At 67.6% G+C, this 24,122-nt stretch carries 27 protein-coding genes; 13 read left to right on the top strand and 14 right to left on the bottom strand.

The features are described 5' to 3' along the window. Positions 1-12: 12 nt before the first annotated feature. From ihfB to VH569_RS22550, 5 genes are all read left to right on the top strand, one after another. Positions 13-294 (top strand): integration host factor subunit beta, encoded by a 282-nt coding sequence (ihfB, locus tag VH569_RS22570; RefSeq protein WP_085090428.1) that lies wholly within the window; start codon positions 13-15, stop codon positions 292-294. A gap of 63 nt (positions 295-357) precedes the next feature. After that, a complete protein-coding gene (locus tag VH569_RS22565) occupies positions 358-759 on the top strand; it encodes a lipopolysaccharide assembly protein LapA domain-containing protein (protein WP_098738869.1) in 402 nt (133 codons plus the stop codon). Between the two features lie 101 nt (positions 760-860). Continuing rightward, on the top strand, positions 861-1,820 hold the full coding sequence (locus VH569_RS22560) for an ornithine cyclodeaminase family protein (RefSeq protein ID WP_423318086.1): 960 nt from the start codon (positions 861-863) through the stop codon (positions 1,818-1,820). A 209-nt stretch (positions 1,821-2,029) separates the two neighbouring features. Then, complete coding sequence (locus tag VH569_RS22555; protein WP_423318085.1) at positions 2,030-3,823, top strand: sensor histidine kinase; 1,794 nt, start codon at positions 2,030-2,032, stop codon at positions 3,821-3,823. A gap of 240 nt (positions 3,824-4,063) precedes the next feature. Continuing rightward, the gene (locus VH569_RS22550) at positions 4,064-5,011 is read left to right on the top strand and encodes a DMT family transporter (RefSeq protein ID WP_423318084.1); all 948 of its coding nucleotides are present in this window, start codon (positions 4,064-4,066) and stop codon (positions 5,009-5,011) included. On the opposite strand, the gene VH569_RS22545 is transcribed toward VH569_RS22550, so the two are convergent. After that, positions 5,008-5,436, bottom strand: a complete 429-nt coding sequence (locus VH569_RS22545) for a YkvA family protein (protein ID WP_423318082.1) — start codon at positions 5,434-5,436, stop codon at positions 5,008-5,010. The two genes, VH569_RS22550 and VH569_RS22545, sit on opposite strands and share 4 nt — an antisense overlap. A 190-nt stretch (positions 5,437-5,626) precedes the next feature. Between VH569_RS22545 and VH569_RS22540 the strand changes: the two genes are divergently transcribed. Continuing rightward, positions 5,627-6,388: an SDR family NAD(P)-dependent oxidoreductase gene (locus tag VH569_RS22540; RefSeq protein ID WP_149197763.1), complete on the top strand. Its 762-nt coding sequence runs from the start codon at positions 5,627-5,629 to the stop codon at positions 6,386-6,388. A gap of 74 nt (positions 6,389-6,462) precedes the next feature. Here VH569_RS22540 and VH569_RS22535 read toward each other — a convergent pair whose 3' ends face one another. Beyond that, positions 6,463-6,660: a hypothetical protein gene (locus tag VH569_RS22535; RefSeq protein ID WP_098738850.1), complete on the bottom strand. Its 198-nt coding sequence runs from the start codon at positions 6,658-6,660 to the stop codon at positions 6,463-6,465. Positions 6,661-6,984: 324 nt separating this feature from the next. Between VH569_RS22535 and VH569_RS22530 the strand changes: the two genes are divergently transcribed. Further along, the gene (locus VH569_RS22530; RefSeq protein ID WP_423318079.1) at positions 6,985-7,533 is read left to right on the top strand and encodes an NADPH-dependent FMN reductase; all 549 of its coding nucleotides are present in this window, start codon (positions 6,985-6,987) and stop codon (positions 7,531-7,533) included. 83 nt (positions 7,534-7,616) lie between these two features. Here VH569_RS22530 and VH569_RS22525 read toward each other — a convergent pair whose 3' ends face one another. Beyond that, positions 7,617-8,822 (bottom strand): aspartate transaminase, encoded by a 1,206-nt coding sequence (locus tag VH569_RS22525; protein ID WP_423318078.1) that lies wholly within the window; start codon positions 8,820-8,822, stop codon positions 7,617-7,619. 383 nt (positions 8,823-9,205) lie between these two features. On the opposite strand from VH569_RS22525, the gene VH569_RS22520 reads away from it, so the two are divergent. After that, complete coding sequence (locus tag VH569_RS22520) at positions 9,206-9,643, top strand: c-type cytochrome (protein ID WP_109445848.1); 438 nt, start codon at positions 9,206-9,208, stop codon at positions 9,641-9,643. 82 nt (positions 9,644-9,725) lie between these two features. On the opposite strand, the gene VH569_RS22515 is transcribed toward VH569_RS22520, so the two are convergent. Both VH569_RS22515 and VH569_RS22510 read right to left on the bottom strand, forming a co-directional pair. After that, entirely contained in the window at positions 9,726-10,847 is a 1,122-nt protein-coding gene (locus tag VH569_RS22515) for a cytochrome-c peroxidase (protein ID WP_423318076.1), read from the bottom strand. Between the two features lie 230 nt (positions 10,848-11,077). Continuing rightward, a complete protein-coding gene (locus VH569_RS22510) occupies positions 11,078-11,776 on the bottom strand; it encodes a cytochrome b/b6 domain-containing protein (protein WP_423318074.1) in 699 nt (232 codons plus the stop codon). 238 nt (positions 11,777-12,014) lie between these two features. On the opposite strand from VH569_RS22510, the gene VH569_RS22505 reads away from it, so the two are divergent. Both VH569_RS22505 and VH569_RS22500 read left to right on the top strand, forming a co-directional pair. Then, complete coding sequence (locus VH569_RS22505; protein WP_098738845.1) at positions 12,015-12,251, top strand: DUF4170 domain-containing protein; 237 nt, start codon at positions 12,015-12,017, stop codon at positions 12,249-12,251. 77 nt (positions 12,252-12,328) lie between these two features. Further along, positions 12,329-12,859, top strand: a complete 531-nt coding sequence (locus tag VH569_RS22500; protein ID WP_423318072.1) for a metallophosphoesterase family protein — start codon at positions 12,329-12,331, stop codon at positions 12,857-12,859. On the opposite strand, the gene VH569_RS22495 is transcribed toward VH569_RS22500, so the two are convergent. From VH569_RS22495 to VH569_RS22470, 6 genes are all read right to left on the bottom strand, one after another. Then, complete coding sequence (locus VH569_RS22495) at positions 12,845-15,229, bottom strand: EAL domain-containing protein (RefSeq protein WP_423318070.1); 2,385 nt, start codon at positions 15,227-15,229, stop codon at positions 12,845-12,847. The genes VH569_RS22500 and VH569_RS22495 overlap by 15 nt on opposite strands. A 242-nt stretch (positions 15,230-15,471) precedes the next feature. After that, positions 15,472-16,272 carry a capsid assembly protein gene (locus VH569_RS22490; protein ID WP_423318069.1) on the bottom strand — a complete coding sequence of 267 codons (801 nt, stop codon included), beginning with the start codon at positions 16,270-16,272 and terminating at the stop codon, positions 15,472-15,474. Between the two features lie 45 nt (positions 16,273-16,317). Beyond that, positions 16,318-16,602 (bottom strand): hypothetical protein, encoded by a 285-nt coding sequence (locus VH569_RS22485; RefSeq protein WP_174473566.1) that lies wholly within the window; start codon positions 16,600-16,602, stop codon positions 16,318-16,320. Beyond that, positions 16,595-18,136: a portal protein gene (locus VH569_RS22480; RefSeq protein ID WP_423318067.1), complete on the bottom strand. Its 1,542-nt coding sequence runs from the start codon at positions 18,134-18,136 to the stop codon at positions 16,595-16,597. Before VH569_RS22480 ends, VH569_RS22485 begins: the two co-directional genes overlap by 8 nt. After that, positions 18,115-18,513: a hypothetical protein gene (locus VH569_RS22475; protein WP_423318065.1), complete on the bottom strand. Its 399-nt coding sequence runs from the start codon at positions 18,511-18,513 to the stop codon at positions 18,115-18,117. Before VH569_RS22475 ends, VH569_RS22480 begins: the two co-directional genes overlap by 22 nt. Next, the gene (locus VH569_RS22470; protein ID WP_377808390.1) at positions 18,510-18,914 is read right to left on the bottom strand and encodes a hypothetical protein; all 405 of its coding nucleotides are present in this window, start codon (positions 18,912-18,914) and stop codon (positions 18,510-18,512) included. Before VH569_RS22470 ends, VH569_RS22475 begins: the two co-directional genes overlap by 4 nt. 162 nt (positions 18,915-19,076) lie before the next feature. On the opposite strand from VH569_RS22470, the gene VH569_RS22465 reads away from it, so the two are divergent. Further along, positions 19,077-19,709 carry a S24 family peptidase gene (locus tag VH569_RS22465; RefSeq protein ID WP_042701266.1) on the top strand — a complete coding sequence of 211 codons (633 nt, stop codon included), beginning with the start codon at positions 19,077-19,079 and terminating at the stop codon, positions 19,707-19,709. Between the two features lie 107 nt (positions 19,710-19,816). Beyond that, on the top strand, positions 19,817-20,092 hold the full coding sequence (locus VH569_RS22460; RefSeq protein ID WP_423318063.1) for a hypothetical protein: 276 nt from the start codon (positions 19,817-19,819) through the stop codon (positions 20,090-20,092). A gap of 89 nt (positions 20,093-20,181) precedes the next feature. Here the strand turns inward: VH569_RS22460 and VH569_RS22455 are convergent, their stop codons facing one another. After that, positions 20,182-21,030 carry a branched-chain amino acid aminotransferase gene (locus VH569_RS22455; protein WP_423318061.1) on the bottom strand — a complete coding sequence of 283 codons (849 nt, stop codon included), beginning with the start codon at positions 21,028-21,030 and terminating at the stop codon, positions 20,182-20,184. A 226-nt stretch (positions 21,031-21,256) separates the two neighbouring features. Here VH569_RS22455 and VH569_RS22450 point away from each other — a divergent pair, with 226 nt between their 5' ends. Further along, the gene (locus VH569_RS22450; protein ID WP_109051848.1) at positions 21,257-21,466 is read left to right on the top strand and encodes a hypothetical protein; all 210 of its coding nucleotides are present in this window, start codon (positions 21,257-21,259) and stop codon (positions 21,464-21,466) included. A 66-nt stretch (positions 21,467-21,532) separates the two neighbouring features. On the opposite strand, the gene VH569_RS22445 is transcribed toward VH569_RS22450, so the two are convergent. Beyond that, positions 21,533-22,309 (bottom strand): succinate dehydrogenase iron-sulfur subunit, encoded by a 777-nt coding sequence (locus VH569_RS22445; RefSeq protein WP_109051847.1) that lies wholly within the window; start codon positions 22,307-22,309, stop codon positions 21,533-21,535. Positions 22,310-22,335: 26 nt separating this feature from the next. Then, entirely contained in the window at positions 22,336-24,120 is a 1,785-nt protein-coding gene (gene sdhA / locus VH569_RS22440; RefSeq protein ID WP_423318058.1) for a succinate dehydrogenase flavoprotein subunit, read from the bottom strand. Positions 24,121-24,122: the final 2 nt, after the last annotated feature.

Here is a 24,122-nt window from a genome sequence, read left to right as displayed (position 1 = left end):
ACGTCAACGGTCATGACCAAGTCGGAACTGATCCAACGGCTGGCGGAGCGGAACCCGCACCTGTACCAGCGCGACATCGAAAAGATCGTCGGCACCATCTTCGACGAGATCACCGAGGCGCTGGCGCGGGGCGACCGGGTGGAGCTGCGCGGCTTCGGCGCCTTCTCCATCAAGAAGCGGGACGCGCGCACGGGTCGCAACCCCCGGACCGGGGAATCGGTTGACGTCGGCGAGAAATGCATTCCTTTCTTCAAGACCGGCAAGCAGCTTCGCGAGCGTCTGAACACGGAGTGAGCGCCGGTCCGGCCATGTCTCAGCGCCGTATTCCGGCCGTATCACTCTCAAGGAACCTTAGCCTTGCGCCATCTTTCCTGGATCGTCACCATTCCCGTGGCCCTCGTCGCGATCCTGTTCGCGATCTCCAACCGCGGTATCGTGACCCTGTCGCTGTGGCCGCTGCCCTTCACGCTCGAAACGCCGGTGTATCTGGCCACGCTGATCGCGTTGGTGGTGGGCTTCGTGGCCGGCGGCTTCATTGTCTGGAACAGCCAGCGCCGCCATCGCCGCCGCGCCCGCCGCGAGGGCAACCGCGTGCTGTATCTGGAGCGTGAGCTGAAGGAGGCGCAGGCCCGCGCCGCCGCCGCCGAGAAGCGTCTGGCCGAAAGCACCCGTCCGGTTTCCGGCCCGGTTTCGGGCACGCTGCCCGGCTCCACCCTGCCGGTCGCGGCCGCCCAGGGCAGCGCGCCGACCGTTCACTGAGCGTCATCGGGGCCAGAGCCATCGATTAACCTTGTCAGTTGAGGGCTTCCGTCCCTTTCCATCGGGGCGGAACGCCATGCCGGCCGGCGGGAGGGGGTTCCATGCGCACCGTCAGCGGCGCCGAGCTTCGATCCGTTCTGCACCACCGCATGCTGGTCGAACGCCTGCGGCAGACCTTCCGCGCCGGCGTGGAAGCCCCGCCGGCCCACCGCCATCGGGTCAAGACCTATGGCGCCAGCGACGCCGCGCTGCTGCTCGCCCCCGCCTGGCAGATCAATCAGGCAATCGGGCTGCGCATCGACACCGTCTTTCCCGACAATGCCGGCAGCGACCTGCCGCGGACCCAGGGCGTCTATCTGCTGGTCGACGGCAAGACCGGTGTGCCCCAGGTTCTGATGGACTCCTCCGCCACGCTCGGCCGGCGCAGCGGTGCCGCATCCTCCGCACTCGCCGCCTCCTATCTGGCGCGGCCGGATGCCGACCGGATGCTGGTAGTCGGCACCGGTCCGCTGGCCCTTGAGCTGGTGGAGGCACACACCGCGGTGAGGCCGCTCCGCCATGTGCTGGTCTGGGGACGCGATCCCCAGAAGGCCCGCAAGCTTGCCGCCCGTTTCCACCGGCCGAAATTCCGCATCGAGGTGACCGCCGACCTCGAAGGGGCGGTGCGTGGCGCCGACATCGTCGTCTGCGCCACCGCGTCGCACAGCCCGCTGATCCGTGGCGACTGGCTGCAGCCAGGCCAGCATCTGGACCTGCTGGGCGGCGTGACGCCAGAGATGCGGGAGGTCGATGACGAGTGCATCCGCCGCGCGCGCGTCTTCGTCGATTGCCGCGACCGCACGCCGGCTGAGGCCGGCGACATCGCGCAGCCGGTGGCCTCCGGCGTGCTGACCGCCGACGACATCGCCGGCGACCTGTTCGAACTTGGCCGCGGCGAACGTGCCGGCCGGCGTTTCTACGACCAGATCACCCTGTTCAAGTCGGTGGGCACCGCCCTGGCCGACCTGTGCGCCGCCCGGCTGGCGACAGAGATGGTGCTGCACAACGATTCGATCCGTTGAAGCCGTTCGATCTTTGGATCGCTTCGGCCTTTGAATTGCTTTGGTGAATCGCTTTGGCCGCCGGGCCGGTCTTGTCGGAACCAAGCGTAACCTTGAGTCTACGAAAGATAAGGTTACTGGCAGCTGACCCTGCGCTACTATTCCACGATTCTGCCCACCCGCCCGACAACCTGTATGGCGATCCACATCGAAGGGAAAGGAACGGCCGATTGAATGGCCCTGCCCTCCCCCCGCTTTCCGACGAGTCCACCGGTTCCGAACGCATTGCTGCGGACGGCGCGCTGCCTTTCCGCAAGCCGAGGCTGGAGGCCGCCATCGGGTGGTTGGCCGCCTGCGGTTTCCTGTTCCTCGCCGTGGTCACCGTGGTGGTCGGGGTGCAGTCGCGCGAACGGGCTATCGATGGAGCGCAGGAACGCGCACGGGCGGCCGTCCGCGTCCTGGCGGAACATGCCGCCCGCCTGTTCGATGCCGCCGACCTGCTGGTGGAATACGCCGCCCAGGAAAGCGCCGGCCGACCCTGGACCGAGGTCGCGGGGTCGCGCGTCCTGTGGGACAAGCTGAACGCCCAGCGCGCCCGGCTGCCCTTCCTGGACGCCATCTGGCTGAACGATGCGACGGGACTGCTGCGGCTGACGACGGCAGCCTTCCCGGCTCCCTATTCCGATGCGTCCGACCGCGAGATCTTCCTGTTCCATCAGCGCAACGCGCAGCAGGGCCGCCTGGTCGACCAGCCCCATGTCGGCCCCCGCATCATCGGCCGGGTGACCAACAAGGCCACCTTCCTGCTCAGCCGCCGGCTGTCCGAACCGGACGGCGGCTTCCGCGGCATCGCCTCGGTCACCATCGATCCGTCCTACCTGTCCGGCTTCTACAAGGAGTTGGACCTCCCGCACGAGCCGGTGACCATCCTGGTGCGCGCCGGCAGCCTCGACGTGCTGGTGCGCGAGCCCGACAGCTCCGCCGAGCCCGCCCCGCTGTCCGATACCGCCCGCCGGGCAATCGAGGTCGAGCCGGACGGCGGCGTCGCCCGCGACGCCGCCACCATCGTCGCCCACCGCCGGGTCGACAGCTGGCCCGTCCATGTGGTCGTCCGGCTGGATCTGGCACCGATTCTGGCGTCCTGGCAGCGATTGATCGCCCCCTATGCCGGGTTGGCGGCGGCGGCGGCCATGGCGCTGGCCGCCCTGTCGGTCTTCGGCTTCCGGCAGGCCGGTGCCGCCCGGCAGGTTCAGCGCGAGCTGGAGCGGCGGGTGCGCGACCGCACCGCCTCGCTGGAGCGGACCATCGGTGAGCGCGACGCGGTGCTGGCGCAGAAGGATTTACTGATGCGCGAGGCCAACCACCGCATCAAGAACAGCCTGCAGGTGGTTTCCAGCCTGCTGAGCCTTCAGGGGCAGGCGGTCGGCGATGCGCAGTTGAGCGAGCATCTGCTGGAAGCCGGACGCCGCGTCCAGGCCATCGCCGACATCCACCGTCTGCTCTACCGCGTGGACGACGTCCATTTCATCCCCTTCCACGACTATCTGACTGAGCTGTGCCGGGACCTGGAACGCTCCGCCCGCTCCGAAGGCGGCAACTGGCGACTGGAACTGGTGGTGGAACCGGTGGAGGTGCCGACCGACCATGCGGTGCAGCTGGGCCTGCTTGCCAACGAACTGGTGATGAACGCCATCAAGCACGCCTACCGGCCGCTTGCCTCCACCATGGTCGGCGTGGCAGCGGGATCGCAGGCCGGCGCTCCTGACCGAGCCTCGGAAGACACCAACGTCATCGTCGTCGGGCTGCGGCGGGACGGCGAGACCGTGCAGATGATCGTCGGCGACCGCGGTGTCGGCCTGCCGCCCGATTTCGACTGGCGCCGCAGCCGCAGCCTGGGCATGCGGCTGATCCACACCCTGTCCAAACAGCTGGACGCCATCCTGTCGATTGAAAACACCGATCCCGGCGTGCGCTTCACGATCAGCCTGCCGCACAGCCTCATCGTTGGCAGCAGCCCGGAATAGGCTGTCCTACCGAGGAAGAGTCCGAACTTCGCAACCTTCGAACCAATACCCGCCATACGGGAGTATGATGACGTCTCATTCTCGTATTTTGCTTGCGCTGGCGAGGTTTCCTTCGGAGGATCGTTGTCGCGGCAATGGCCGCAGGTGGTCCGACCGCAGACGGTCCTGACGGATCCATGTTTGCGCTAACGGCCTCCTGCGAGCCGGACCGGACCATCCGCCAACGGCTTGCCAGGGACGATGACCGTGACCGTCTCCGCCTCTTCCATGGACGCCGGCCCCCGCCTGCGGGCGCCGTCCAACCGGCTTCTGCTCGGCGCCGGCTTCATGCTGCTGTCGGCACTGCTGTTCGGAATCGGCAACACGGCGGTGCGGTGGGCCTCGACGGTGATGGACCCGCTGGAGGTCGTGTTCTTCCGCAACCTGTTCAGCCTGCTGTGGATGCTGCCCTGGGCGCTGACGGCCGGCGCGCCAGCCTGCCGGGCGGTGCTGGCGGAGCGGCGGCTCGGACCCTATGTGACGCGGGCGCTGACCACGCTCTGCGCCATGAGCGCCTGGTTCTACGCCATCTCCCAAATCCCGCTGCCCACCGCGACGGCGGTCAGCTTCGCCATCCCGCTGTTCGTGGCAGCGGGAGCGGCATTGCTCCTGGGCGAGCGGGTGCGGCCACGGCGCTGGGCCGCGGTCTGCGCCGGCCTGATCGGCGTAATCATCGTGCTGAGGCCGGGGGCGGCGCCGATCGATCTGGCCTTTCTGGCACTGTTCGTCCATTGCGTCGCCGCAGCCGGCACCGTCCTGCAGATGCGGCTGCTCAGCCGAAAGGACAGCTCTTCGGTGATCGTCACCTTCCTCGGCCTGCTGGTCACCCCGATGGCCCTGGTGCCGGCGCTGTTCGTCTGGACCTGGCCGAGCTTGGGCACACTGGGCTGGCTGGCTCTGCTGGGCGGCATCCTGACACTGGGGCAGTTGGCGATGACGAAGGCGCTGTCGCTGGCCGAATCCTCGGCGATGATGCCCTATGATTATGCCCGGCTGCCCTTCACCGCCATCGTCGCCTGGATCGTCTTCGGCCAGACCATGGACCTGTGGGGCTGGGTGGGTGCCCTGGTGATCGCCGGCTCCGCCCTCTACACCATGCATCGCGACGCGGCGGACGGCCGCAAGATGGCGCGGTCGAAGCCCGATTAGGCGGTGCTTTCCATCTCCTCACCGCCCTTTTCGGCGCGCAGGACCTCCTTCGCCCGCAGCCAATGGCCCGGGGTCAGGTTGGTGCGCACGGTCTGCACGGCGGCTGCCAGCACCGCAGCGTCATCGGTGAAGCCAGCGATCAGCAGCCAGTCCGGCACCGCATCCACCGGCAGCACGAAATAGGCCAGCGCCGCCAGCAGGATCGCCTTGGCCCGGTACGGGGTCGCCGGATCGGTCGCGCAGAAATAGGCGGCCAGCAGTTCCTCCAGGAAGGGTACGCGATGCAGGTTGGCCCGCAGCTTCTGCCAGAAGCGGCGGCGGACCAGCCGTTCGTCCCGCTCGACCCGGTCGGGATCGGAAACCGTCAGCGCGGTGCCGGTGCCCAGAGAGCGGCCAAGGGAGGGAGAGACGGACGATGCGGTCATGGACGCGAGAATCCCTGTTGGAATTGGCCCGTTCGCAGATGGCAGAGGGCATCGTCGTCGGCATGATGTCTCTCACCATACGGTGTGGTATGGTTCGGCGGCCATCTGGTAAACAACAAGTGCGATCGCATCCTGTTGGACACAAGGCCGGCGCCATGCGCGGACCGGTCGCAATTAAGGAGGAGATGCCATGAACATCCAGGGACTGTCCGCAATCGTCACCGGTGGCGCCTCGGGCATGGGGGCGGCGACGGCACGCCATCTGGCCGGGCTCGGCGCCAAGGTGACCGTGCTGGACGTCAACGAGGACGCGGTGCTGAAGACCGCGCATGAGATCGGCGGGCTGGGTCTGGTCTGCGACGTCACCGACGGCGCTTCGGCCGAGCGGGCGCTCGATCAGGCGCGCTCGGCCCATGGTCCGGCCCGCATCGCGGTGAACTGCGCCGGCATCGCGCCCGCCCAGCGTATCGTCGGCCGCGATGGACCGATGCCGCTGGAGAATTTCCGGTCGGTAATCGAGGTCAACCTGATCGGCAGCTTCAACATCCTGCGGCTGGCCGCGGCCGACATGGCCAAGCTGGACCCGTTGGACAGCGGCGAGCGCGGCGTGATCGTCAACACCGCCTCGGTCGCCGCCTATGAGGGACAGATCGGGCAGGCCGCCTATGCCGCGTCGAAGGGCGGCATCGTCGCCTTGACCATCTGCGCCGCCCGCGATCTCGCCCGCCACGGCATCCGCGTGATGACGGTGGCCCCCGGCCTGATCGGCACGCCGATGCTGCTGAACATGCCGCAGGAGGTCCAGGACAGCCTCGCCGCCACCGTCCCCTTCCCCAAGCGCTTCGGCAAGCCGGAGGAGTATGCCCGCCTCGTGCAGCATATCCTGGAGAACGAGATGCTGAACGGCGACGTCATCCGCCTGGACGGCGCCATTCGCATGGCGCCCCAGTAAGACCATCGCATCGGTCAGGGGCGGCTTAACCCCATCAGGCTCGGGCCGCTCCTGCAACCATCGATGACGTGCCTTCAGACTTCCGCCATGGCGGCTTCGTCGGCGCGTTCCGCCTCGCCCAGCAGGTCGATCAGCTGGGTGGTGCAATGCTGAAGCCGCTGGTCGGCAGTGGCGGTCGCCATGTCGCGGCCGGTCATCTCCTGCCATTCCTGCAGCATCAGCGCCAGATGTTTCCGGACGTGATCGTCCCGATCCAGTCGCCGCGTCGCCATGTCGCCTCCCCTTCTTTCCGATCCGTCAGAACCGAAGCCCGAATCCCATGGCCGCGCCCGGTGGCGCGTCCTACCCTTTGTGTGGCCTCTAAGTGGGTAGTCATCCAGCCAATCAACAGTCGCAGCCCAAGATGGTCACAGCCGGCATGCGTTGCCCTTCCGGGCTTGCCCCAATGGCAACGCGGGCATGACCTGTTGGAAAGCCGGGCCTGCGCCGACCATTTCAGCGCCATTGTGCCCGTCCCGCAACTCCATCGACTGGACCGGGACCGGCAATTGCCCGTAAGAAAACAGATCGAAGACTACAGGAAAGGCAACCGCTTCATGACCGATGCAACGGTGCGTGCCAAACTGCTGGGCCTCCCCGGCAGCCTGCGCAGCAACTCCAACTCGCTGGCCATCCTGCGCGGACTGCAGAACGCCCTGCCGGCCGGCGCCAGCATGGACATCCGCGATTTGCGCCTGCCGCTCTACGATCAGGACATCGACACGCCCGACGCCCCGGCGGAGGTGCATGCCTTCCGTCAGGCCATTGCCGACGCCGACGGCGTCGTCATCGTCACGCCGGAATACAATTACGGCATGCCGGGCGTGCTGAAGAACGCGTTGGACTGGGCCTCGCGCCCCTACGGCAAGTCGGCGCTGATCGGCAAGCCGGTGCTGGTCATCTCCAACTCCCCCGCCTTCACCGGCGGCGTGCGGGCGCACCAGCAGGTGAACGACACGCTGCTGGCGCTTCCGGCCAAGCTGCTGGGTGGCCCCCAGGTGGTGATCGGCGGCGTCGGCGAGAAGATCAAGGACGGCAAGCTGGCCGACGAAGCGGTGCTGAAATTCACGCTCGGCGCCATTGACAGGATGATCGCGACAGGATGATCCCCGCGAAGTAACGGCCAAAGGAAAAGGGCCGGCCCCTTGCGGAGCCGGCCCTTTTCCTTGTTCAGGTCCTGCTGACGTGATCAGTCGCGCAGGTTGCCGCAGGCGCGCTGGATGCGCTTGCACGCCTCTTCCAGCGCTTCCGTCGAGGTCGCGTAGGAGATGCGGAAGTGCGGGGCGAGGCCGAAGGCCGAACCCTGGACGACGGCAACGCCTTCGGACTCCAGCAGGTAGGTGACGAAATCCTCGTCGGTCTCGATCACCTTGCCGTCCGGGGTCGCCTTGCCGATGGTGCCGGCGCAGGACGGATAGACGTAGAAGGCGCCTTCCGGCTTCGGGCAATGCAGGCCCTTGGCCTGGTTCAGCATCGACACCACCAGATCGCGGCGCTGGCGGAAGGCCTCGCCACGCTCCTTGATGAAGTCCTGCGGACCGTTCAGCGCCTCGACGGCGGCGGCCTGGGCGATGGAGGTCGGGTTGGAGGTCGACTGGCTCTGAATGACGCCGATGGCCTTGATCAGCTCCTTCGGGCCGCCGGCATAGCCGATGCGCCAGCCGGTCATCGCGTAGGACTTCGACACGCCGTTGACGGTCAGGGTGCGGTCGTACAGCGACGGCTCGACCTGGGCCGGGGTGACGAACTCCAGGTCGTCATACAGCAGGTGCTCGTACATGTCGTCGGTCATCACCCAGACATGCGGATGCTTGACCAGCACGTCGGTCAGCGCCTTCATCTCGGCGCGGGTGTAGGCCGCACCCGACGGGTTCGACGGCGAGTTCAGGATCAACCACTTGGTCTTCGGCGTGATCGCCTTTTCCAGATCGGCGGGTTGCAGCTTGAAGCCCTGCTCGGCCGGGCAGGAAACGGCAACCGGCGTGCCTTCCGCCAGTTCGACCATGTCCGGATAGCTGACCCAATAGGGCGCCGGGATGATGACCTCGTCGCCCTGGTTCAGCGTCGCCATCAGGGCGTTGTACAGCACCTGCTTGCCGCCGACACCGACGGTGATCTGCTCGGGCGTATACTTCAGGCCGTTCTCGCGCTCGAACTTGGCGCAGATCGCCTTCTTCAGAGCGGGCGTGCCGTCCACCGCGGTGTATTTGGTGTCACCGGACTCGATCGCCTTGATGGCGGCGGCCTTGATGTTGTCGGGGGTATCGAAGTCCGGCTCGCCGGCACCCAGGCCGATGACGTCGCGACCGGCCGCTTTCAGTTCGCGGGCTTTGTTGGTCACGGCGATGGTCGGCGACGGCTTGATGCGGGACAGGCGGGACGCGATGATCGACATGGCGATGGGCCCCCTCAGGGCTATGGAGACGGTGTGGCGGAGACGTCGGTGAGACGCCTGCCCCTCCGGGTGGAAGGCGCGAGGCCGGACCTTACTTCCGCTCTACCCCGGTTGCAAGGCCGGTTGGCCGGTGAAAGCCGTGCGGTTCGGCGGTTTTTCCGCCCTGTGGCTGTGCTGTACCGGACCGCGCCCGCGGGTATTTCCAACCGCCCGCGGATCGAACCCGCAGCCCTGCCAAATCCCGCGCCCGGCCATTTGCAGCATTATTTCTTACAGCACAAATGAACGCCATGACGGCACAGCGGCGTCATGCCTGCTTCACTTGACAGCTTTGGCGCTGCGGTGTGTAAGGTCTGGCGTTGGGGACAAAATTCAACGAAGGGATGAGAACCGTGTTTTCCCGTATCGTGCTTGCGGCGTCGGCCGCGCTGATGCTGACCGGCGGCGTTGCTCTGGCCCAGGACGTGATCCAGACCCGCAAGGCCGGGTTCGAGGACTACAAGAAGGCGATGGGCGAGATCAAGGACGCGGTGGGCAAGGGCGACCTCGCCGCCATCGGTCCGGTCACCGATCGCATCGACGCCTTCGCCGCCAAAATCCCCAGCCTGTTCCCGCCCGGCTCCGACAAGGGCAAGACGGCGGCCAAGGAAGTGATCTGGGCCAACTTCCCGGATTTCACCGCCAAGGCGCAGGGTCTCCAGGCCTCCGCCCAGGCCCTGAAGGTCGCCGCCGCTTCCGGCGACAAGGCTGCCACGGCCAAGGCGTTCGGCGCGATGGCCGACAGCTGCAAGGCCTGCCACCAGCGCTACCGTTCCGAATAAGCGGCGCTCCCGACGGAAAAGCCCTTCCCCACCGGCGTGGGGAAGGGCTTTTTCTTTGTCCGGGCTTTCTTCGGGATAGGCCTTACTTGAAGACGGGCTGCGGCGTGGCTGGCGTGCTGGCCGGCATCAGCGGGTAGTCAACACGCGGCTGCTGGCCGGTCAACGCGGTCAGGAAGGCGGTGATCTTGTCGATCTCCTGGTCGGACAGGGTGGCGCCGAGCTGGCTCGACCCCATCACCGCAACCGCCTGACGAAGGTCCCACACCTTGCCGGAATGGAAATAGGGGGCGGTCAGCGCGACGTTGCGCAGGGTGGGCGCACGGAAGACATACTCGTCGTCGGCGGTCTTGGTGACGGCGAAGCGGCCCTTGTCGCCCGGCGGCAGGATCTCCGCCCCCGGCTTGGTCACGACGCCGAAGGGGAAGTAATCGTGGCCGCCGACATTGACGCCGTTGTGGCAGCCGGAACAGCCCTTGTCGATGAACAGCTCCAGCCCGGCCTTCTGGGTGTCGGTCAGCGCATCGGCCTTGCCCTCCAGATACTGGTCGAAGGGAGCGGCGGGGGTGGTCAGCGTCGCTTCGAACGCCTCGATCGCCATGGCGACATTGTCGAAGCTGACCGGGTTCTTCTCGTTCGGGAAGGCGTCGGCGAATTTGGCCTGATAGGCGGGAATGCTGTTCAGCACCGCCATCACGCGGTCGGGCGTGCTGTTCATCTCCACACCGGCCTGGATCGGCCCCTTCGCCTGGGCCTTCAGGTCTTCGGCGCGGCCGTCCCAGAACTGGGCGACGTTCAGCACGGCGTTCAGCACCGTCGGCGCGTTGCGCGGCCCCTTCTGCCAGCCATGGCCGACCGAGGTTTCCAGGCCGTCGACGCCGCCGAGCCCCAGATTGTGGCAGCTGTTGCAGGAGAAGATGCCGCTGGCCGACAGGCGCGGATCGAAGAACAGCATCTTGCCCAGTTCGATCTTCTCGCGGGTGACCGCGTTGTTGCGGACCACGGGCAGGGTGGCGGGCAGCGGCTTGAACAGCTCGCGCGCGCGGCCCATCAGGGCGTCGCCGCCCGCAGCCGGCGGATTGGCGACTGACGGATCGGCGGCCGGCGCGGTGCCGGCGGTGGCGGCAAGGATGCCCAAGGCGGCGGTGGCGGCGACCAGAAGGCCTTTCAATCCGGCAGTCGGCCGGTATCCGGTGTGTGCGTGCATGACTGGCGGTCCCCCGGCCGGCCGATATCCCACCGCAACCTGAAGCTTCATCCAGGCAAAGGTCGATCGATCCGGGAAATCGGGCCGGCATCATTGGTTTCGTGGCGTTTTGTGCGGATCAATCTAGAGTCATTCTAGACTGGAAGGCGTCGAGCCCCAGACGGCGCATTGTCGCACACAACCAACGGCATATATCGTAGCTTCCAGCCCGGCAGGACCGGCTGGCGGCTTCAGCCGGCGGCGCGCAGCACCAGGAAGACCAGTCCGGCGGACGCCGCCAGGATCGCCAGCGCCAGCGCCGCCGGGGCACGGCGCGGCTCCGTCGCCGCCAGCCGAGCCGGCAGAGGCTTGCGACCGGTGAGCATGGGGCGGATCAGGTTGTCCTTCCTGACCAGCAGATAGAAGAACACGGCGGCCACATGCAGCCCGATCAGCACGAAAATGCCGTTGGCGAGCAGCCGGTGCAGCGAACTGAGCAGCGCCACCGTGGCGCCGGACACCAGCGGCACCAGCGGACCGTCGACCAGGATGTCGTCGCTGGTAAACAGGCCGCTGCCCGCCTGAACCAGCAGCACCAGCAGAAGCGCCACCACCATCAGCGCACCCAGCGGGTTGTGGCCCAGGGTGAAGGTGGCTTCCCCACCCGTGCGGGAGCGCTTCAGATAGTCCCGGATCGCCCCCGGTCCCTTCACGAACTCGGCGAAGCGGGCGGTTTGGCTGCCCACCACGCCCCAGACCAGCCGAAACAGCACAAGAATCAAAACTGTTTCGCCTGCCAACATATGAACGGCAAGCACACCAAGCTCGGCCGACAGAATCGCGACCGTCACCGCGGCGACAAGCGCCCAATGAAACAGGCGGGTCGGCAGGTCCCAGACCCGCAGCTCCCGCCGATGTTTCTCCCGAGTCGCGGTATGACCACTTGCCATCGCTCGATCCTCGCAGTGTTCGGCCATGTTTCCGGCCCCCGTCATCTGCGGCAAATGGACGGATTCTTTATCCTGATCCTGAAAACGCCGCGGTCCCGTGGTGGCAAAGGTCGGTGGATGTGTCAACAGGCTTGAAGCGCCGCCCGGACGACGGATATGAGAATGCGACGCATCAGCCGGCCTGCCGGCGCAAAGACAGCCAGAACTCCCCAATCACCCCGGTTATAAGGACCCCGCCATGCCCGACAAACAGCTCCTCCACCTCGTGTTCGGCGGCGAACTCGTGCGTCCGGACTCGGACCAGTTCGTCGATCCGTCGAAGCTGCACATCGTCGGCATCTTCCCGAGCTATGAGGACGCCTACAAGGCATGGCGCGGCGCCACCGGCCAGACCATCGACGACGCCCACACCCGCTACTACATCGTCCACCTGCACCGCTTCCTCGACCCGGCGGCAGGCGATCACAAGCACTGAGTTGGGATCCGGCGGCGCGCCCAACGGAGGATCCCAATTGCGGGAACCGCCGGCGGCGCGCCGGCGTTGACCGGTCGATGACCGTATACTTCACCAGCGACACCCATTTCGGCCATGGCGGCGCCCGCGGCCGTTTCCGCCGTCCCTTCGAGTCCACCGCCGAGATGGACGCGGCGATGGAGGCGAACTGGAACGCCACCGTCGGCCCCGGCGACGAGGTCTGGCACCTCGGCGATTTCGCCCTGCACATGAAGCCCGACGCCATGGCTGCCCTGCTCGGCCGGCTGAACGGCACCAAGCATCTGATCGCCGGCAACAACGACGGCCCGGAAACGCTGGCGTTGCCCGGCTGGGCCAGCGTCGGGCATTACGCCGAACTGACGCTGGACGGCATCGATCTGGTGATGTGCCATTACGCCTTCCGCACCTGGAACGGCATGCACCGCAAGGCGCTGAACCTGCACGGCCACAGCCATGGCCAGTTGAAGCCGCAGCCCCGGCAGATCGACGTCGGCGTCGATGTCTGGAATTTCCGCCCGGTCACCCTGGCCGAACTGACGGTTACCCGCCCGCGGCGCAAGGCGGTGCCGGTGTCAGGCAGCCCCTAACGCCGCCATCTGCCGCAGACGCTCCATCAGCAGATGGCAGGCGGCGTCGGCCGGCACCGGGCGGCCGGTCAGCCAGCCCTGGACCTGGGTGCAGTTGTGGTGGCGCAGGAAGTTGGCCTGCTCGGTCTTTTCCACCCCTTCGGCGACCACATGCAGGCCCAGCATGTCGGCCATGGCGATGATGGTCGAGACGATGCCGGCGTCCTCGCGCTCGTTCGGCACGCCGTTGATGAAGGAGCGGTCGATCTTCAGCGTGGTGATCGGCAACCGCTTCAGGTAGCTCAGGCTGGAGTGGCCGGTGCCGAAATCGTCCACCGCGACCCGGATCCCCATCGCCTTCAACGCCGCCAGCACCGCCAGCGCATGATCGAGATCCTGCATCACCGCGCCTTCGGTGATCTCCAGTTCGATCAGGCCGGGAGGCAGGCCGTGGCGGTCGATGATGCGCCGGAAATCCTCGGCGCTGCGGTTGCGCAGATGCTTGGGCGAGATGTTGACGGCGACCGGCACCGGCTCCATCCCGGCATCGAGCCATTCGCGCATCTGGCGGCAGGCCTCGTCCAGCACCCAGTCGCCGAGCGGGACGATGAAGCCGGTCTCCTCGGCCACCGGGATGAACTCGCCGGGCGGGATCATGGTTCCCTGAGTTTGCCCCTGCCCCGGCTTCTCCCAGCGCAGCAGCGCCTCGAACCCTTCCAGCGAGTAATCGATCAGCGACACCTTCGGCTGGTAATGCAGGCGGAACTGCTTCAGCGCCAACGCCGCCCGCAGATCGCCGTCCAGCGCCAGCTGACGCCGCGCCTGTTCGGCGAGTTCCGGACGGAAGAAGGCATGGCGGCGTCCACCCATCCGCTTGGCGGCATAGAGCGCCGTCTCGGCCGCGCGCAAAAGCGCCTGCGGATCGTCGCCGTCCCTGTGTCCCTCGGCGGCGCCGACCCCGGCGAGATCGGTCGGGTAGACGGCGATGCCGACCGCCGGCCGGACGTAATGCTCGCAGCCCGGCAGGGTGACCGGCGCGTCGAAGGCGTCCAGGATGCGCCCGGCAATCGCCGCCGCCTCGTCGGCGTCGCGGATTTCCTCAAGCAGCACGGCGAAATCGTCGGTGCCGATGCGGCCGACCAGATCGGCGGCGCGCACCGAGGCGACGATCCGTTGCGCAACCTCCTGCAACAGCGCGTCGCCGGCCTGATGGCCCAGCGTGTCGGTGATCAGCTTGAAGCGCGACAGGTCCAGGCACAGCACAGCAAAGGGGCGCCGGTAACGGCAGCTGCGCTCCACCGCCGCTTCCAGCAGCGATTCGATCATCGCGCGGTTGGGCAGGCCGGTCAGCCGGTCGCGGGTGGCCAGCCGCATCAGTTCGCGTTCGTGACGCACCCGCTCGGTCACGTCGGCCAGCGCGCAGACGAAGCCGCGCCGCCCCTGCACCACCAGCGGCGACACGCTGAGCGACGCCTCGATCCGCTCGCCGCTTCCGGCACGTTCGATCCCCAGCGCCTCCTCCCGCACCGGCTCGGGCACGCCGGTGTCGGCAGCCATTCCGGCCAGAAGCGCATCGATCCGCGCCCGGTCGGCGGCGGCGAACAGCCTGGACAGCGGCCGGCCGCGCAGTTCCCCGGCAGGCACGCCGAACAGGGCGACGGCGGCGGGGTTGTGTTCCTCGATGCGGCCGCGGCCGTCGACCAGCAGGATCGCCTCGCCGACATTGTTCATGATGCCGGCCAGCCGCTCGTCCCGTTCGATCAGGGCGATGGCGGCGCGGCGGAAGAACTCCATGGCGCGGGCCATCGCACCGAATTCGTCGCAGCGCTCGCGGCCGGGAATGTCGATATCGGTCCGCCCCTCCGTCAGCAGGCGCATGCGGTCCGACAGCGCTTCCAGCGGCCCGACCACATGCTGCGACAGGAACAGCGATCCCGGCCAGCTCAGCACCAGCAACGCCGCCAGGAACAGCAGGAAGCCCGACGCCTCGATCAGGAAATCGCGGTCGAGGTCGCCGATGTCGCCGGCGGCGGCGATGGCCCAGCCCCAGGCTTCGAAGCGCCCCTCCGCCGTCACCGCGCGGTCGATGGCCGGCCAGTTCGGCGGGACGACGCCGTCCGTGAAAAGTTTGACATGAAAGGGCTTGGCCGACAGGGCCAGCAGGGCCGTCCGCGCCCGGTCGCGCGCCTCGTCGCCGGAGATCGCACCCGATGCCGCCGATCGTTCCAGATCCTGCAGAAGCAGCCCGGCGGACTCCACCAGGGCGGCGGCAAGCTGGCCCCGCTCGGCGATCATGCCCTGCCGCAGCAGGTAGAGCGCGGGGATCGCCGCCATCAGGCAGCCGATCAGGCCGATCCAGGTCAGCCAGCGGATCTTGCGGCGCAGCGTCATCGGCCCTGGCGTCGCTCTCTGGTCCGTTCGATAAACGGACGGTTAGTCATGTGAAAGGGAAGGTGACGACTTCGTTTCAGTCGTGCAACGCAATTTTTCTTCGCACGCGCAAGATACGTCTGTCCAACCCATACGAAGGTTGCATGCTGCGACGCTTTGTCTCTGCTCCGCCTTCCGGTCCCCCCTGCCACTCCCCCGCCGGACAGCGAGCGGCGGGGGAGAACGGCCAGCACCGCTTCACCTCACCCCTGGCCGGGATAAAGGCGCTGGAAGCCTTCGGTAACGCGGGCAATCACCGCAGGATCGCGATCCCGCCAATAGCGCGGGTCGCGCATCAGGGTGCGCAATTCCACCTCGCCCTCACTGCCGCCCGCGCGGTTGCCGGCCATCGAGAGCGCCGCCGGCTCGCTGCCGGTCATCATCGCATAGAGCGCCATGACACCTTCGTAGGTGGTCGCCAGCCCTTCCACCGCAGCCGGCGGCAGGGTCTTGCCGGCCCAGGCCAGGAGCTGCCGCGACACCTCGCGCCAGCGCTCCTCTCCGCCGAACCGGGAGACCAGCCGCTCGACCTCGCGCTCCGCCTGAAATTCGGCGGCCATGGTCTGGATCAGCGGCACCATCCGCTCGGCGGCGAGATCATAGAGAAGCTGCGCCTGATCCGCGGTGTAGCCGGCTTCGTGCAGGCGGCCGTTGATTTCCGGGTCGGGCTGGAACAGGCCATGGTCGCAGGCGATGCTGTAACCGTCCGGCGTCTCCGGCGCGCCCAGCAGCCGGCGACGCTGTGCCGGGTCGAGCGCGGTCAAATCGAAGCTGGCCAAATCGAAGGAAGCGGCCTGCGGAGGCAACCCGGACGCGGTGTCCGGCGGTGCCTGCCTGGACTGGCCCTGCGACGACAGGCGGCGCTCCAGTTCCAGATAGGATTTCAGCAGGGCTTCGACCCGCAGTGCGCCGGTCTTGGGATCGCGGAATTTCTCCGGAACCGGCAGCGGCGGGACCGTGTCGGCGGCAGCGGCGGATTCGGTCAGCAGAGTGTCGGCCATCATCAACTCCTGCAAGGAAGGGGAAAAAAGGGGCGGCAGAACCGCCGGTCAGCCGGCACGCCCCCGCGCGACCAGCGCGAGGATGGTGGCGACCAGCTGGCGCTGTCCTTCGAGGTGACGCAGCGCCGCTTCCGGCGCGTCGGGACCCAGCGCGCGGTCGAGCGTCATTGCCCGCAGCACCGCCAGCACCCGCCCTCCGTCGCTTCCGGCGAAGCAGCGGGCGAAGCTGGGCGCCGGGTCGGCGTCCGCTGCCGCGGCAGTTTGCGGATCGGCGGGAAGCGTCGCTTCCAGCCAGTCCCAGCCGGCCTGCTCGATCGTCGGGCGGTCAGCCATTGGAGCCACCGGCACCCGTTCCGGCGTCCAGCCCGGCGCCGGCAACCTGCGCCCGCATCAGCTTGGCCGGCACGCCGAAGGCCTCGCCCAGCCAATGGGCGGTCGCCGCTGCATCCACCGTGGCCTCCGCCTCCGGCCCCAGCGCCTTGACGCTGTCCAGCCAGCGCAGGGTCGCCTGCACGTCGCGCTGGGCCTGGGCCTGGGCGAGCGGGGAGCGGTGTTGCAACTCCACCAGCCGGCCGTCCACCGTGATGTCGGGGATCTCGCCGCGCCGGCGCAGGATCGACACCGCCCGCAGCACCAGCGGCGTCATCAGCTCCGCCTGCAAGCGGCCATAGGTGGCGCCCAGCAGCCGCGCCATCTCGACCGAGCGTTCCAGCACCTCGGTCGCGGTCATCCGCGCCGACTCCACCGGCCCCAGCCGGTCGACCAGCAGCGCATGGCGGATGCGGCCGCGCAGATCGTCCAGCACCAGCTGCGACACGTCGAACCGGCCGGGATTGGCCAGCGGCGTCAGGCCGGCGGACCCGACCGCCTTGGGGATGATGGTGCCGGGCACCAGCCGGATGGTGGTGGGGTTCAGCACCCCGTCGTCGTCGGCCTGCCAGATGCCGGTGACGGCGATGGAGGCATTCTTCAGCACCAGCTCCACCACCTTGTTGGCGGTCTTGATGTCGGGCAGCGCCTTCATCACCGGTGACCGGCCATAGGTTTCGCCGGGCGCCTTGAGCCAGCGGAAATTGACGAAGGGCGATTGGGCGAAGCGCCCCTGCGCCAGCCAGGACGGCTCGGCCAGCCCGCTGTCCAGCACCACGCCCCAGCGATAGGCCGTACCGTCGGGCAGCACCGCCTCGACCAGGGGGAAACGGCTGTCGGGATCCCCGGCCGCCTGCTTCCGCACCTCGTCCGCCAGGTCGGCACCGGGAAAGCGCTGGAGGATCTGGGCCAGCGTCGCCTCGCTGCGGCGGAACGTGGCGTCGAGCCGTCCGTCCGGCCCCTCCTCCAGAACCGCCTCGGCCAGCGGCACGGCGGTGAAGCGCAGGCTGGACGGGGCGCCGGGGGCGGCCTCCTCCATCAAGAGGCTGGCGGTGCCGACGGCGACGAGGTCGAGGAAGGACTGATGAATCTCCACCGCGAAGTTGGAGCGGTCGAAATGCGCCTGGACGATGCCGGCGGCACGGTCGAGCAGCGGAGCGACACGGTCGCGCTCCGCTCCGGTCAGGGTGGGACCGGGCTGGAAGCCGAACCAGCGCGACCAGGGCGGCGTCAGTTCCGACAGCAGGCTGGCGGCCAGCTGTTCCACCGCATCGGGGGCGGTGCCGTCGAACAGCCGGTCGACCCGGCGTTCGCCCGGCGTGCCGCCGCCGCGGAAGGGCCGCCCGTTGGGCAGCGCATGGTCGTAGCATTCCTGCCAATGGCTTTCCCACACGCCGCGCCGGTCGCGGGCGACGCGGTAGCGGTCCAGCAGGGCTTCCGGTTCCGACAGGTCACCCTTCCGCCGGGCGGGCGGTTTCACGGCTGCGGATGCGGGCATGCGCGGTCTCCTCCAGTCAGATGGCGGTGCAGTTGCCAGGGGGTCAGCACCCGGCGGGCGCGCAGGCCGATCAGGCGCTTGACCGCCTCGACGCAGGTGAAGGGCCCCCAGGGAGCGGTGCCGGCCGGGCGGCGCAGCGGGGCGGCGTCAACCGTCAGCCCCTGGGCGCGGTACCAGCCCGGCAGGTCGAAGTCGGCGGGCAGGTCCAGCACCGCGATGTCGGTGAAGCCGGCCAGCGGATCGACCGCCACCCAGCGCCGACCGTCGGTCAGCAGGGCCAGACAGTGGCGGAAGCCCGGCTTCAGCAACCGCAGCCACCACAGAGGTGAATCGCCCCGATAGATGATCCAGGCCGCGGTCCAGGGGGTGGCGCTCATCGCGCAATGCCTTTTTTGCGCAGCGCCGGGGCGATCACGGTAAACGCCTCCTGCCACAGCGAATGGGCCCGCTGTTCGCGGAAGCGGTCCGGTTCCGGCGCGCTCTGGCGGCGGCCGTAATGGACCAGCACATGCAGGTGGTCGCGCACCAGCTTGCGCGCCCGGTACAGGCGGTCGATCACCTGAAGAAGGTCCTGCGGCTCGCAGGGTCGCGCGACCTGCCCGCAGCCGGCGATGACCCGCGCCCCGGCCGCCTTGGCGTCATGCGCCTGTACTGCCCAGAACCACGCCTCCTCCGCGTCGGCAAAGGGTTCGCCCTCGACGCTGTAGGGTTCCGGCTTCAGCGGAACGGTCCGGGAAACGCTGGTTGCTGGCAAAGCGGGGGCGGCCGGACGCAGCATGCTGGTCTCCTTGCGGCTTCGGATTTTTTGAAAAGGAAGGCGCCGGACCTGCTTCGCGGCCGCGCCTTCTGTTTGCGTTATGTTCCGCCCACTGCCCGCGGTCAATGGTTTTATGAAAAAGTTCCTAGGGACGCTGTCGCCGCTTTATGAGATTATCGTCCCATGCTGAAACATACGGACATCTGGCGGGCCATCGACCGCCTCGCGGCACAGCACGGGCTCTCCGCCTCCGGGCTGGCGCGGCGCGCCGGACTGGACCCGACCACCTTCAACAAGAGCAAGCGCACCACCAACGACGGCAAGCTGCGCTGGCCGTCGACGGAAAGCATCTCCAAGGTGCTGGACGCCACCGGCGCTTCCTTGTCGGAATTCGTGTCGCTGGTCGGCGACGGCGCCGGCACCACCCCGCTGCAACGGGTTCCGGTGATCGGCTATGCCCAGGCCGGGTCGGCCGGCTATTTCGACGATGCCGGCTTCCCCGCCGGCAGCGGCTGGGACGAGCTGCTGTTTCCCAGCCTGGGCGACCCGCATGCCTATGCGCTGGAGATCTCCGGCGACAGCATGGAGCCGGTCTATCGCGACGGCGACACCATCATCGTCTCGCCTGCCGCGCAGATCCGCCGCAACGACCGCGTCGTCGTCCGCACCAAGGGCGGCGAGGTGATGGCCAAGCAGCTGATCCGCGAGACGGCGACCAAGATCGAACTGCTGTCGATCAACCGGGCCCACCCCGACCGCAGCATCCCGCTGTCGGACGTCGCCTGGATGGCGCGGATCATCTGGGCAAGCCAGTGACCGTGGGGGCAAACGCCTCCACGGTCACCGTCCAGTCCTAGGAAATTTTCCCTTTACTGTGCATCCCGACAGGCGGTACCGTCCATTCCATGGACCGTGCCGCCCACTTGGACAGCCTTCACCGCACCCATGACGCCAAGCCGCCGAAGCAGGAGCTTCGCTCCGCTCTGCTTGGCGGCCCAAGCCGCGCCAACGCGATCAAACGCGCTGCAACGCTCCGCCTGCACAGCACGCTCGCGGCGGAAGTACGGCTTGCCACCGCCCGGCGTCGCGGCGCACTGACCGCCGCAAGCTGCCGGACCGACGCATGGCTGGCCCGGCTGGCCGCCACGCTGACCCATCACCGCCGGGCGGCGGTGGCGCTGCTCGATCGGATCGCGTAAAAATCGGACTCGATTTGAAGCGTGAATCCGATCGCCAAACATAAAGTTATAGCGTCGTGCGTTTCACATTAAACGCACGACGCTATAGATCAGCGGAACGCATATTCCCAATAGAGCGCCCGTGCCCGCTGGAACAGCGGTCCCGCCGCAAGGCTGCGGTCCTCCACCTTGATCACCGGTACGCATTTGGCGTGGTTGCCGGTGGAGAAGACCTCTTCTGCCTCCAGAACGTCCTGCGGGGTCAGGGTGCATTCCTCCACCGTCACGCCGTCGTTGCGCAGCAAGCCGATGACGCGCTGGCGGGTGATGCCGTTCAGGAAACAGCCGTTCGGCACCGGCGTCCTCACGACGCCATTCTTAGCGATGAAGATGTTGGAGGTGGCGAACTCCGCCACATTGCCGATGACGTCCAGCATGATGGCGTTCTGGAAGCCGCGCTTGCGCGCTTCTGTCAGCGCCAGCCCGGCATTGGGGTAGAGACAGGCGGCCTTGGCCTCGGTCGGGGCCATGGTCGGGATCGGCCGGCGGCGGGTGGATATGCAGGCGGCGAAACCGGTCGGCTGCGGCAGCGGGTCCTCGTAGATCGACAGGACAAAGCGCGTGCTCTCCGGCGCCGGGGCGACGAAGCCGTCGTCGGCGTAGAACATCGGACGGATGTACAGTTCGGCGTCCTTGGAGAAACGGCGGATGCCGTCCCAGCACAGCTCTTCGATCTCGCCGGCGGTGACCATCGGCTCCAGCCCCATCACCTGGGCGGACCGGATGGCGCGGGCGCAGTGCAGGTCCAGGTCGGGGGCCACACCCTGGAAGGCGCGCGCGCCGTCGAAGACCGTCGAAGAGAGCCACAGCGTGTGGGACAGCGGTCCGACGATCGGCGGGTTGCCTTCCACCCACTCGCCCTGGATCCAGCTCCACGCCTGGCCTGCCATGCCGCCCATGATTTTGGTCCTTCCCTAGAATGTGTCCGTACGCTGGGCGCCGCCGGCCGGCACCGCCCATTCGTGGTTCGTCGTCGTTGGTGATCTCCCGGAGAGCATACCCCCTCGCCGCCATCGGTCAACCGGTGCGCACGCAATCGTCCCGTGCGATGGAGCGGATTGCGGCTTCGGCCGTTGATAGGGGAGAGCGAGCAACCGCAATCCACCGACGGAGGGAAGTTACCTCATGCCGATCACCGATCCCGGCCTCAGCGCCGCCCCGCCCAACGTCTCCTCCGGCCCATTCCCCGGCCCGCACGAGGACATTCCCGGCGTCGATCTGCCGGGCACCGACAACCCCGACCTGCCCAATCCCGGCGGCCCCGGCACCACCGACAGCCCGGCTCCCGGCAACGACCTTCCGCCGTCGCGCCCGACCGACCCGGATTTCGTCTAAGCACCAAAAACGAAAAAGGCGCCCCCGAAGGGGCGCCTTTTCCATGTCGCAAACGCTTATCAGCGATCAGCGGCGCGCAACCATCAGCTTCTTGATCTCGGCGATGGCCTTGGCGGGGTTCAGACCCTTCGGGCACGCCTTGGTGCAGTTCATGATGGTGTGGCAGCGGTAGAGACGGAACGGATCCTCGAGGTTGTCGAGGCGCTCGCCCGTCATCTCGTCACGGCTGTCGGCGATCCAGCGATAGGCCTGGAGCAGGATCGACGGGCCGAGATACCGGTCGCCGTTCCACCAGTAGCTGGGGCAGGAGGTCGAGCAGCAGAAGCACAGGATGCACTCGTAGAGGCCGTCCAGCTTGGCGCGGTCCTCCGGCGACTGCAGCCGCTCGCGGCTCGGGGCCGGCGACTGCGACTGCAGCCACGGCTTGATCGAGGCGAGCTGGGCGTAGATGTGCTTCAGGTCGGGGACCAGATCCTTCACCACCGGCATGTGCGGCAGCGGGTAGATCTTGACGTCGCCCGGGACCTCGTCAATCGCCTTCAGGCAGGCCAGCGTGTTCGTGCCGTCGATGTTCATCGCGCACGACCCGCAGATGCCCTCGCGGCAGGAGCGCCGGAAGGTCAGCGTGCTGTCGACCTGATTCTTGATGTAGATGATCGCGTCGAGGATCATCGGCCCGAACTTGTCGAGGTCGACCACATAGGAGTCGACGCGCGGGTTCTGGCCGTCGTCCGGGTTCCAGCGGTAGATCTTGAAGGTCTTGGCCCGCTTGGCGCCGCTCGCGACGTTGACGGTCTTGCCGACGCCGACCTTGGAGTTGGCTGGCAGGTTGAATTCAACCATGGCTGATTTCCTTTATCCGGCGGGCCTTAGTACACACGGGCCTTGGGCGGGAAGACCTCGACCTCATCGGTCAGCGTGTACATGTGGACCGGGCGGTAATCGATCTTCGTCTCGCCATTGTCCGCGACCCAGATGACGGTGTGCTTCATCCAGCCTTCGTCGTCGCGGTTCGGATAGTCCTCACGGGCATGGGCGCCGCGGCTTTCCGGACGGTTCTGGGCGGAGTGCAGGGTGGCGACCGCCTGGCCCAGCAAGTTGTCCAGTTCCAGCGCCTCGACCAGATCGGAGTTCCAGACCAGCGAACGGTCGGAGATGGCGATCTCGCCCTTCTTGGCATAGACCGCGTCGATCTTCTTGACGCCCTCGTCCAGGACCTCGCCGGTGCGGAAGACAGCGCAGTTGTTCTGCATCGTCCGCTGCATGTCCAGCCGCAGGTCGGCCGACTTGATCGAGCCCTTGGCGTTGCGGATGCGGTCGAACCGCTCCAGCGCCTTGTCGCAGCTGTCGGGCTTGACCGACGGAGCCTTGCCCGGCTGGACGATCTCGGCGGCGCGGATGGCGGCCGCACGGCCGAACACCACCAGATCGAGCAGCGAGTTGGAGCCCAGGCGGTTGGCGCCGTGCACCGACACGCAGGCGGCCTCGCCGATGGCCATCAGGCCGGGCACCACCTGATCCGGGTTCGAAGCGGTCGGCGACAGCACCTCGCAGTGAACGTTGGTCGGGATGCCGCCCATGTTGTAGTGGACGGTCGGCAGAACCGGGATCGGCTCCTTCGTGACGTCCACGCCGGCGAAGATCTTGGCCGTCTCGGCGATGCCGGGCAGGCGCTGGTGGATGATCTCCGGCGGGAGATGCTCCAGGTGCAGGTGGATGTGGTCCTTGTGCTCACCCACGCCGCGGCCTTCGCGGATCTCGATGGTCATCGACCGGGACACGACGTCGCGCGACGCCAGATCCTTGGCCGACGGGGCATAGCGCTCCATGAAGCGCTCGCCGTTGGAGTTGGTCAGGTATCCGCCCTCGCCGCGCACGCCCTCGGTGATGAGGCAGCCGGAGCCGTAGATGCCGGTCGGGTGGAACTGCACGAACTCCATGTCCTGCAGCGGCAGGCCGGCGCGGAGCACCATGCCGCCACCGTCGCCGGTGCAGGTGTGGGCCGAGGTCGCCGAGAAGTAGGCGCGGCCGTAGCCGCCGGTCGCCAGCACCACCAGCTGGCCGCGGAAGCGGTGCAGCGTGCCGTCGTCCAGGTTCCAGGCCAGCACGCCCTTGCAGACGCCGTCCTCCATGATGAGGTCGAGCGCGAAGTATTCGACGAAGAACTCCGCCTCATGCTTCAGCGACTGCTGGTAGAGGGTGTGCAGGATGGCGTGGCCGGTGCGGTCGGCGGCGGCGCAGGTGCGATAGGCCTGGGTCTTGCCGTACTGCGCGGTCATGCCGCCGAAGGCGCGCTGATAGATCTTGCCCTCCGGCGTACGTGAGAAGGGCACGCCATAGTGCTCCAGCTCGATGATCGCCGGGATGGCCTCGCGGCACATGTACTCGATGGCGTCCTGGTCGCCCAGCCAGTCCGACCCCTTCACGGTGTCGTACATGTGGTAGCGCCAGTCGTCCTCGCCCATGTTGCCGAGAGCGGCCGAGATGCCGCCCTGCGCCGCCACGGTGTGCGAGCGGGTCGGGAACACCTTGGTGATGCAGGCGGTCTTCAGGCCCTTTTCGGCCATGCCGAAGGTCGCGCGCAGACCGGCGCCGCCGGCGCCGACGACGACGACGTCATAGGTGTGGTCGATGATGTTGTAGGCGGTCGCCATGG

Source organism: Azospirillum sp. 11R-A, from assembly GCF_049472615.1.
Classification (GTDB): domain Bacteria; phylum Pseudomonadota; class Alphaproteobacteria; order Azospirillales; family Azospirillaceae; genus Azospirillum; species Azospirillum palustre.
The sequence above is the reverse complement of the archived record's forward strand: the minus strand, read 5'-3'. Positions and strand labels throughout refer to the sequence as shown.

Bases quoted from the DNA above. Each gene is read 5' to 3' on its own strand.
- ihfB (WP_085090428.1), top strand. From the start codon at position 13: ATGACCAAGTCGGAACTGATCCAACGGCTGGCGGAGCGGAACCCGCAC.
- VH569_RS22560 (WP_423318086.1), top strand. From the start codon at position 861: ATGCGCACCGTCAGCGGCGCCGAGCTTCGATCCGTTCTGCACCACCGC.
- VH569_RS22550 (WP_423318084.1), top strand. From the start codon at position 4,064: ATGACCGTGACCGTCTCCGCCTCTTCCATGGACGCCGGCCCCCGCCTG.
- VH569_RS22545 (WP_423318082.1), bottom strand. From the start codon at position 5,436: ATGACCGCATCGTCCGTCTCTCCCTCCCTTGGCCGCTCTCTGGGCACC.
- VH569_RS22540 (WP_149197763.1), top strand. From the start codon at position 5,627: ATGAACATCCAGGGACTGTCCGCAATCGTCACCGGTGGCGCCTCGGGC.
- VH569_RS22535 (WP_098738850.1), bottom strand. From the start codon at position 6,660: ATGGCGACGCGGCGACTGGATCGGGACGATCACGTCCGGAAACATCTG.
- VH569_RS22530 (WP_423318079.1), top strand. From the start codon at position 6,985: ATGACCGATGCAACGGTGCGTGCCAAACTGCTGGGCCTCCCCGGCAGC.
- VH569_RS22525 (WP_423318078.1), bottom strand. From the start codon at position 8,822: ATGTCGATCATCGCGTCCCGCCTGTCCCGCATCAAGCCGTCGCCGACC.
- VH569_RS22520 (WP_109445848.1), top strand. From the start codon at position 9,206: ATGAGAACCGTGTTTTCCCGTATCGTGCTTGCGGCGTCGGCCGCGCTG.
- VH569_RS22515 (WP_423318076.1), bottom strand. From the start codon at position 10,847: ATGCACGCACACACCGGATACCGGCCGACTGCCGGATTGAAAGGCCTT.
- VH569_RS22510 (WP_423318074.1), bottom strand. From the start codon at position 11,776: ATGGCAAGTGGTCATACCGCGACTCGGGAGAAACATCGGCGGGAGCTG.
- VH569_RS22505 (WP_098738845.1), top strand. From the start codon at position 12,015: ATGCCCGACAAACAGCTCCTCCACCTCGTGTTCGGCGGCGAACTCGTG.
- VH569_RS22500 (WP_423318072.1), top strand. From the start codon at position 12,329: ATGACCGTATACTTCACCAGCGACACCCATTTCGGCCATGGCGGCGCC.
- VH569_RS22495 (WP_423318070.1), bottom strand. From the start codon at position 15,229: ATGACGCTGCGCCGCAAGATCCGCTGGCTGACCTGGATCGGCCTGATC.
- VH569_RS22490 (WP_423318069.1), bottom strand. From the start codon at position 16,272: ATGATGGCCGACACTCTGCTGACCGAATCCGCCGCTGCCGCCGACACG.
- VH569_RS22485 (WP_174473566.1), bottom strand. From the start codon at position 16,602: ATGGCTGACCGCCCGACGATCGAGCAGGCCGGCTGGGACTGGCTGGAA.
- VH569_RS22480 (WP_423318067.1), bottom strand. From the start codon at position 18,136: ATGCCCGCATCCGCAGCCGTGAAACCGCCCGCCCGGCGGAAGGGTGAC.
- VH569_RS22475 (WP_423318065.1), bottom strand. From the start codon at position 18,513: ATGAGCGCCACCCCCTGGACCGCGGCCTGGATCATCTATCGGGGCGAT.
- VH569_RS22470 (WP_377808390.1), bottom strand. From the start codon at position 18,914: ATGCTGCGTCCGGCCGCCCCCGCTTTGCCAGCAACCAGCGTTTCCCGG.
- VH569_RS22465 (WP_042701266.1), top strand. From the start codon at position 19,077: ATGCTGAAACATACGGACATCTGGCGGGCCATCGACCGCCTCGCGGCA.
- VH569_RS22455 (WP_423318061.1), bottom strand. From the start codon at position 21,030: ATGGGCGGCATGGCAGGCCAGGCGTGGAGCTGGATCCAGGGCGAGTGG.
- VH569_RS22450 (WP_109051848.1), top strand. From the start codon at position 21,257: ATGCCGATCACCGATCCCGGCCTCAGCGCCGCCCCGCCCAACGTCTCC.
- VH569_RS22445 (WP_109051847.1), bottom strand. From the start codon at position 22,309: ATGGTTGAATTCAACCTGCCAGCCAACTCCAAGGTCGGCGTCGGCAAG.
- sdhA (WP_423318058.1), bottom strand. From the start codon at position 24,120: ATGGCGACCGCCTACAACATCATCGACCACACCTATGACGTCGTCGTC.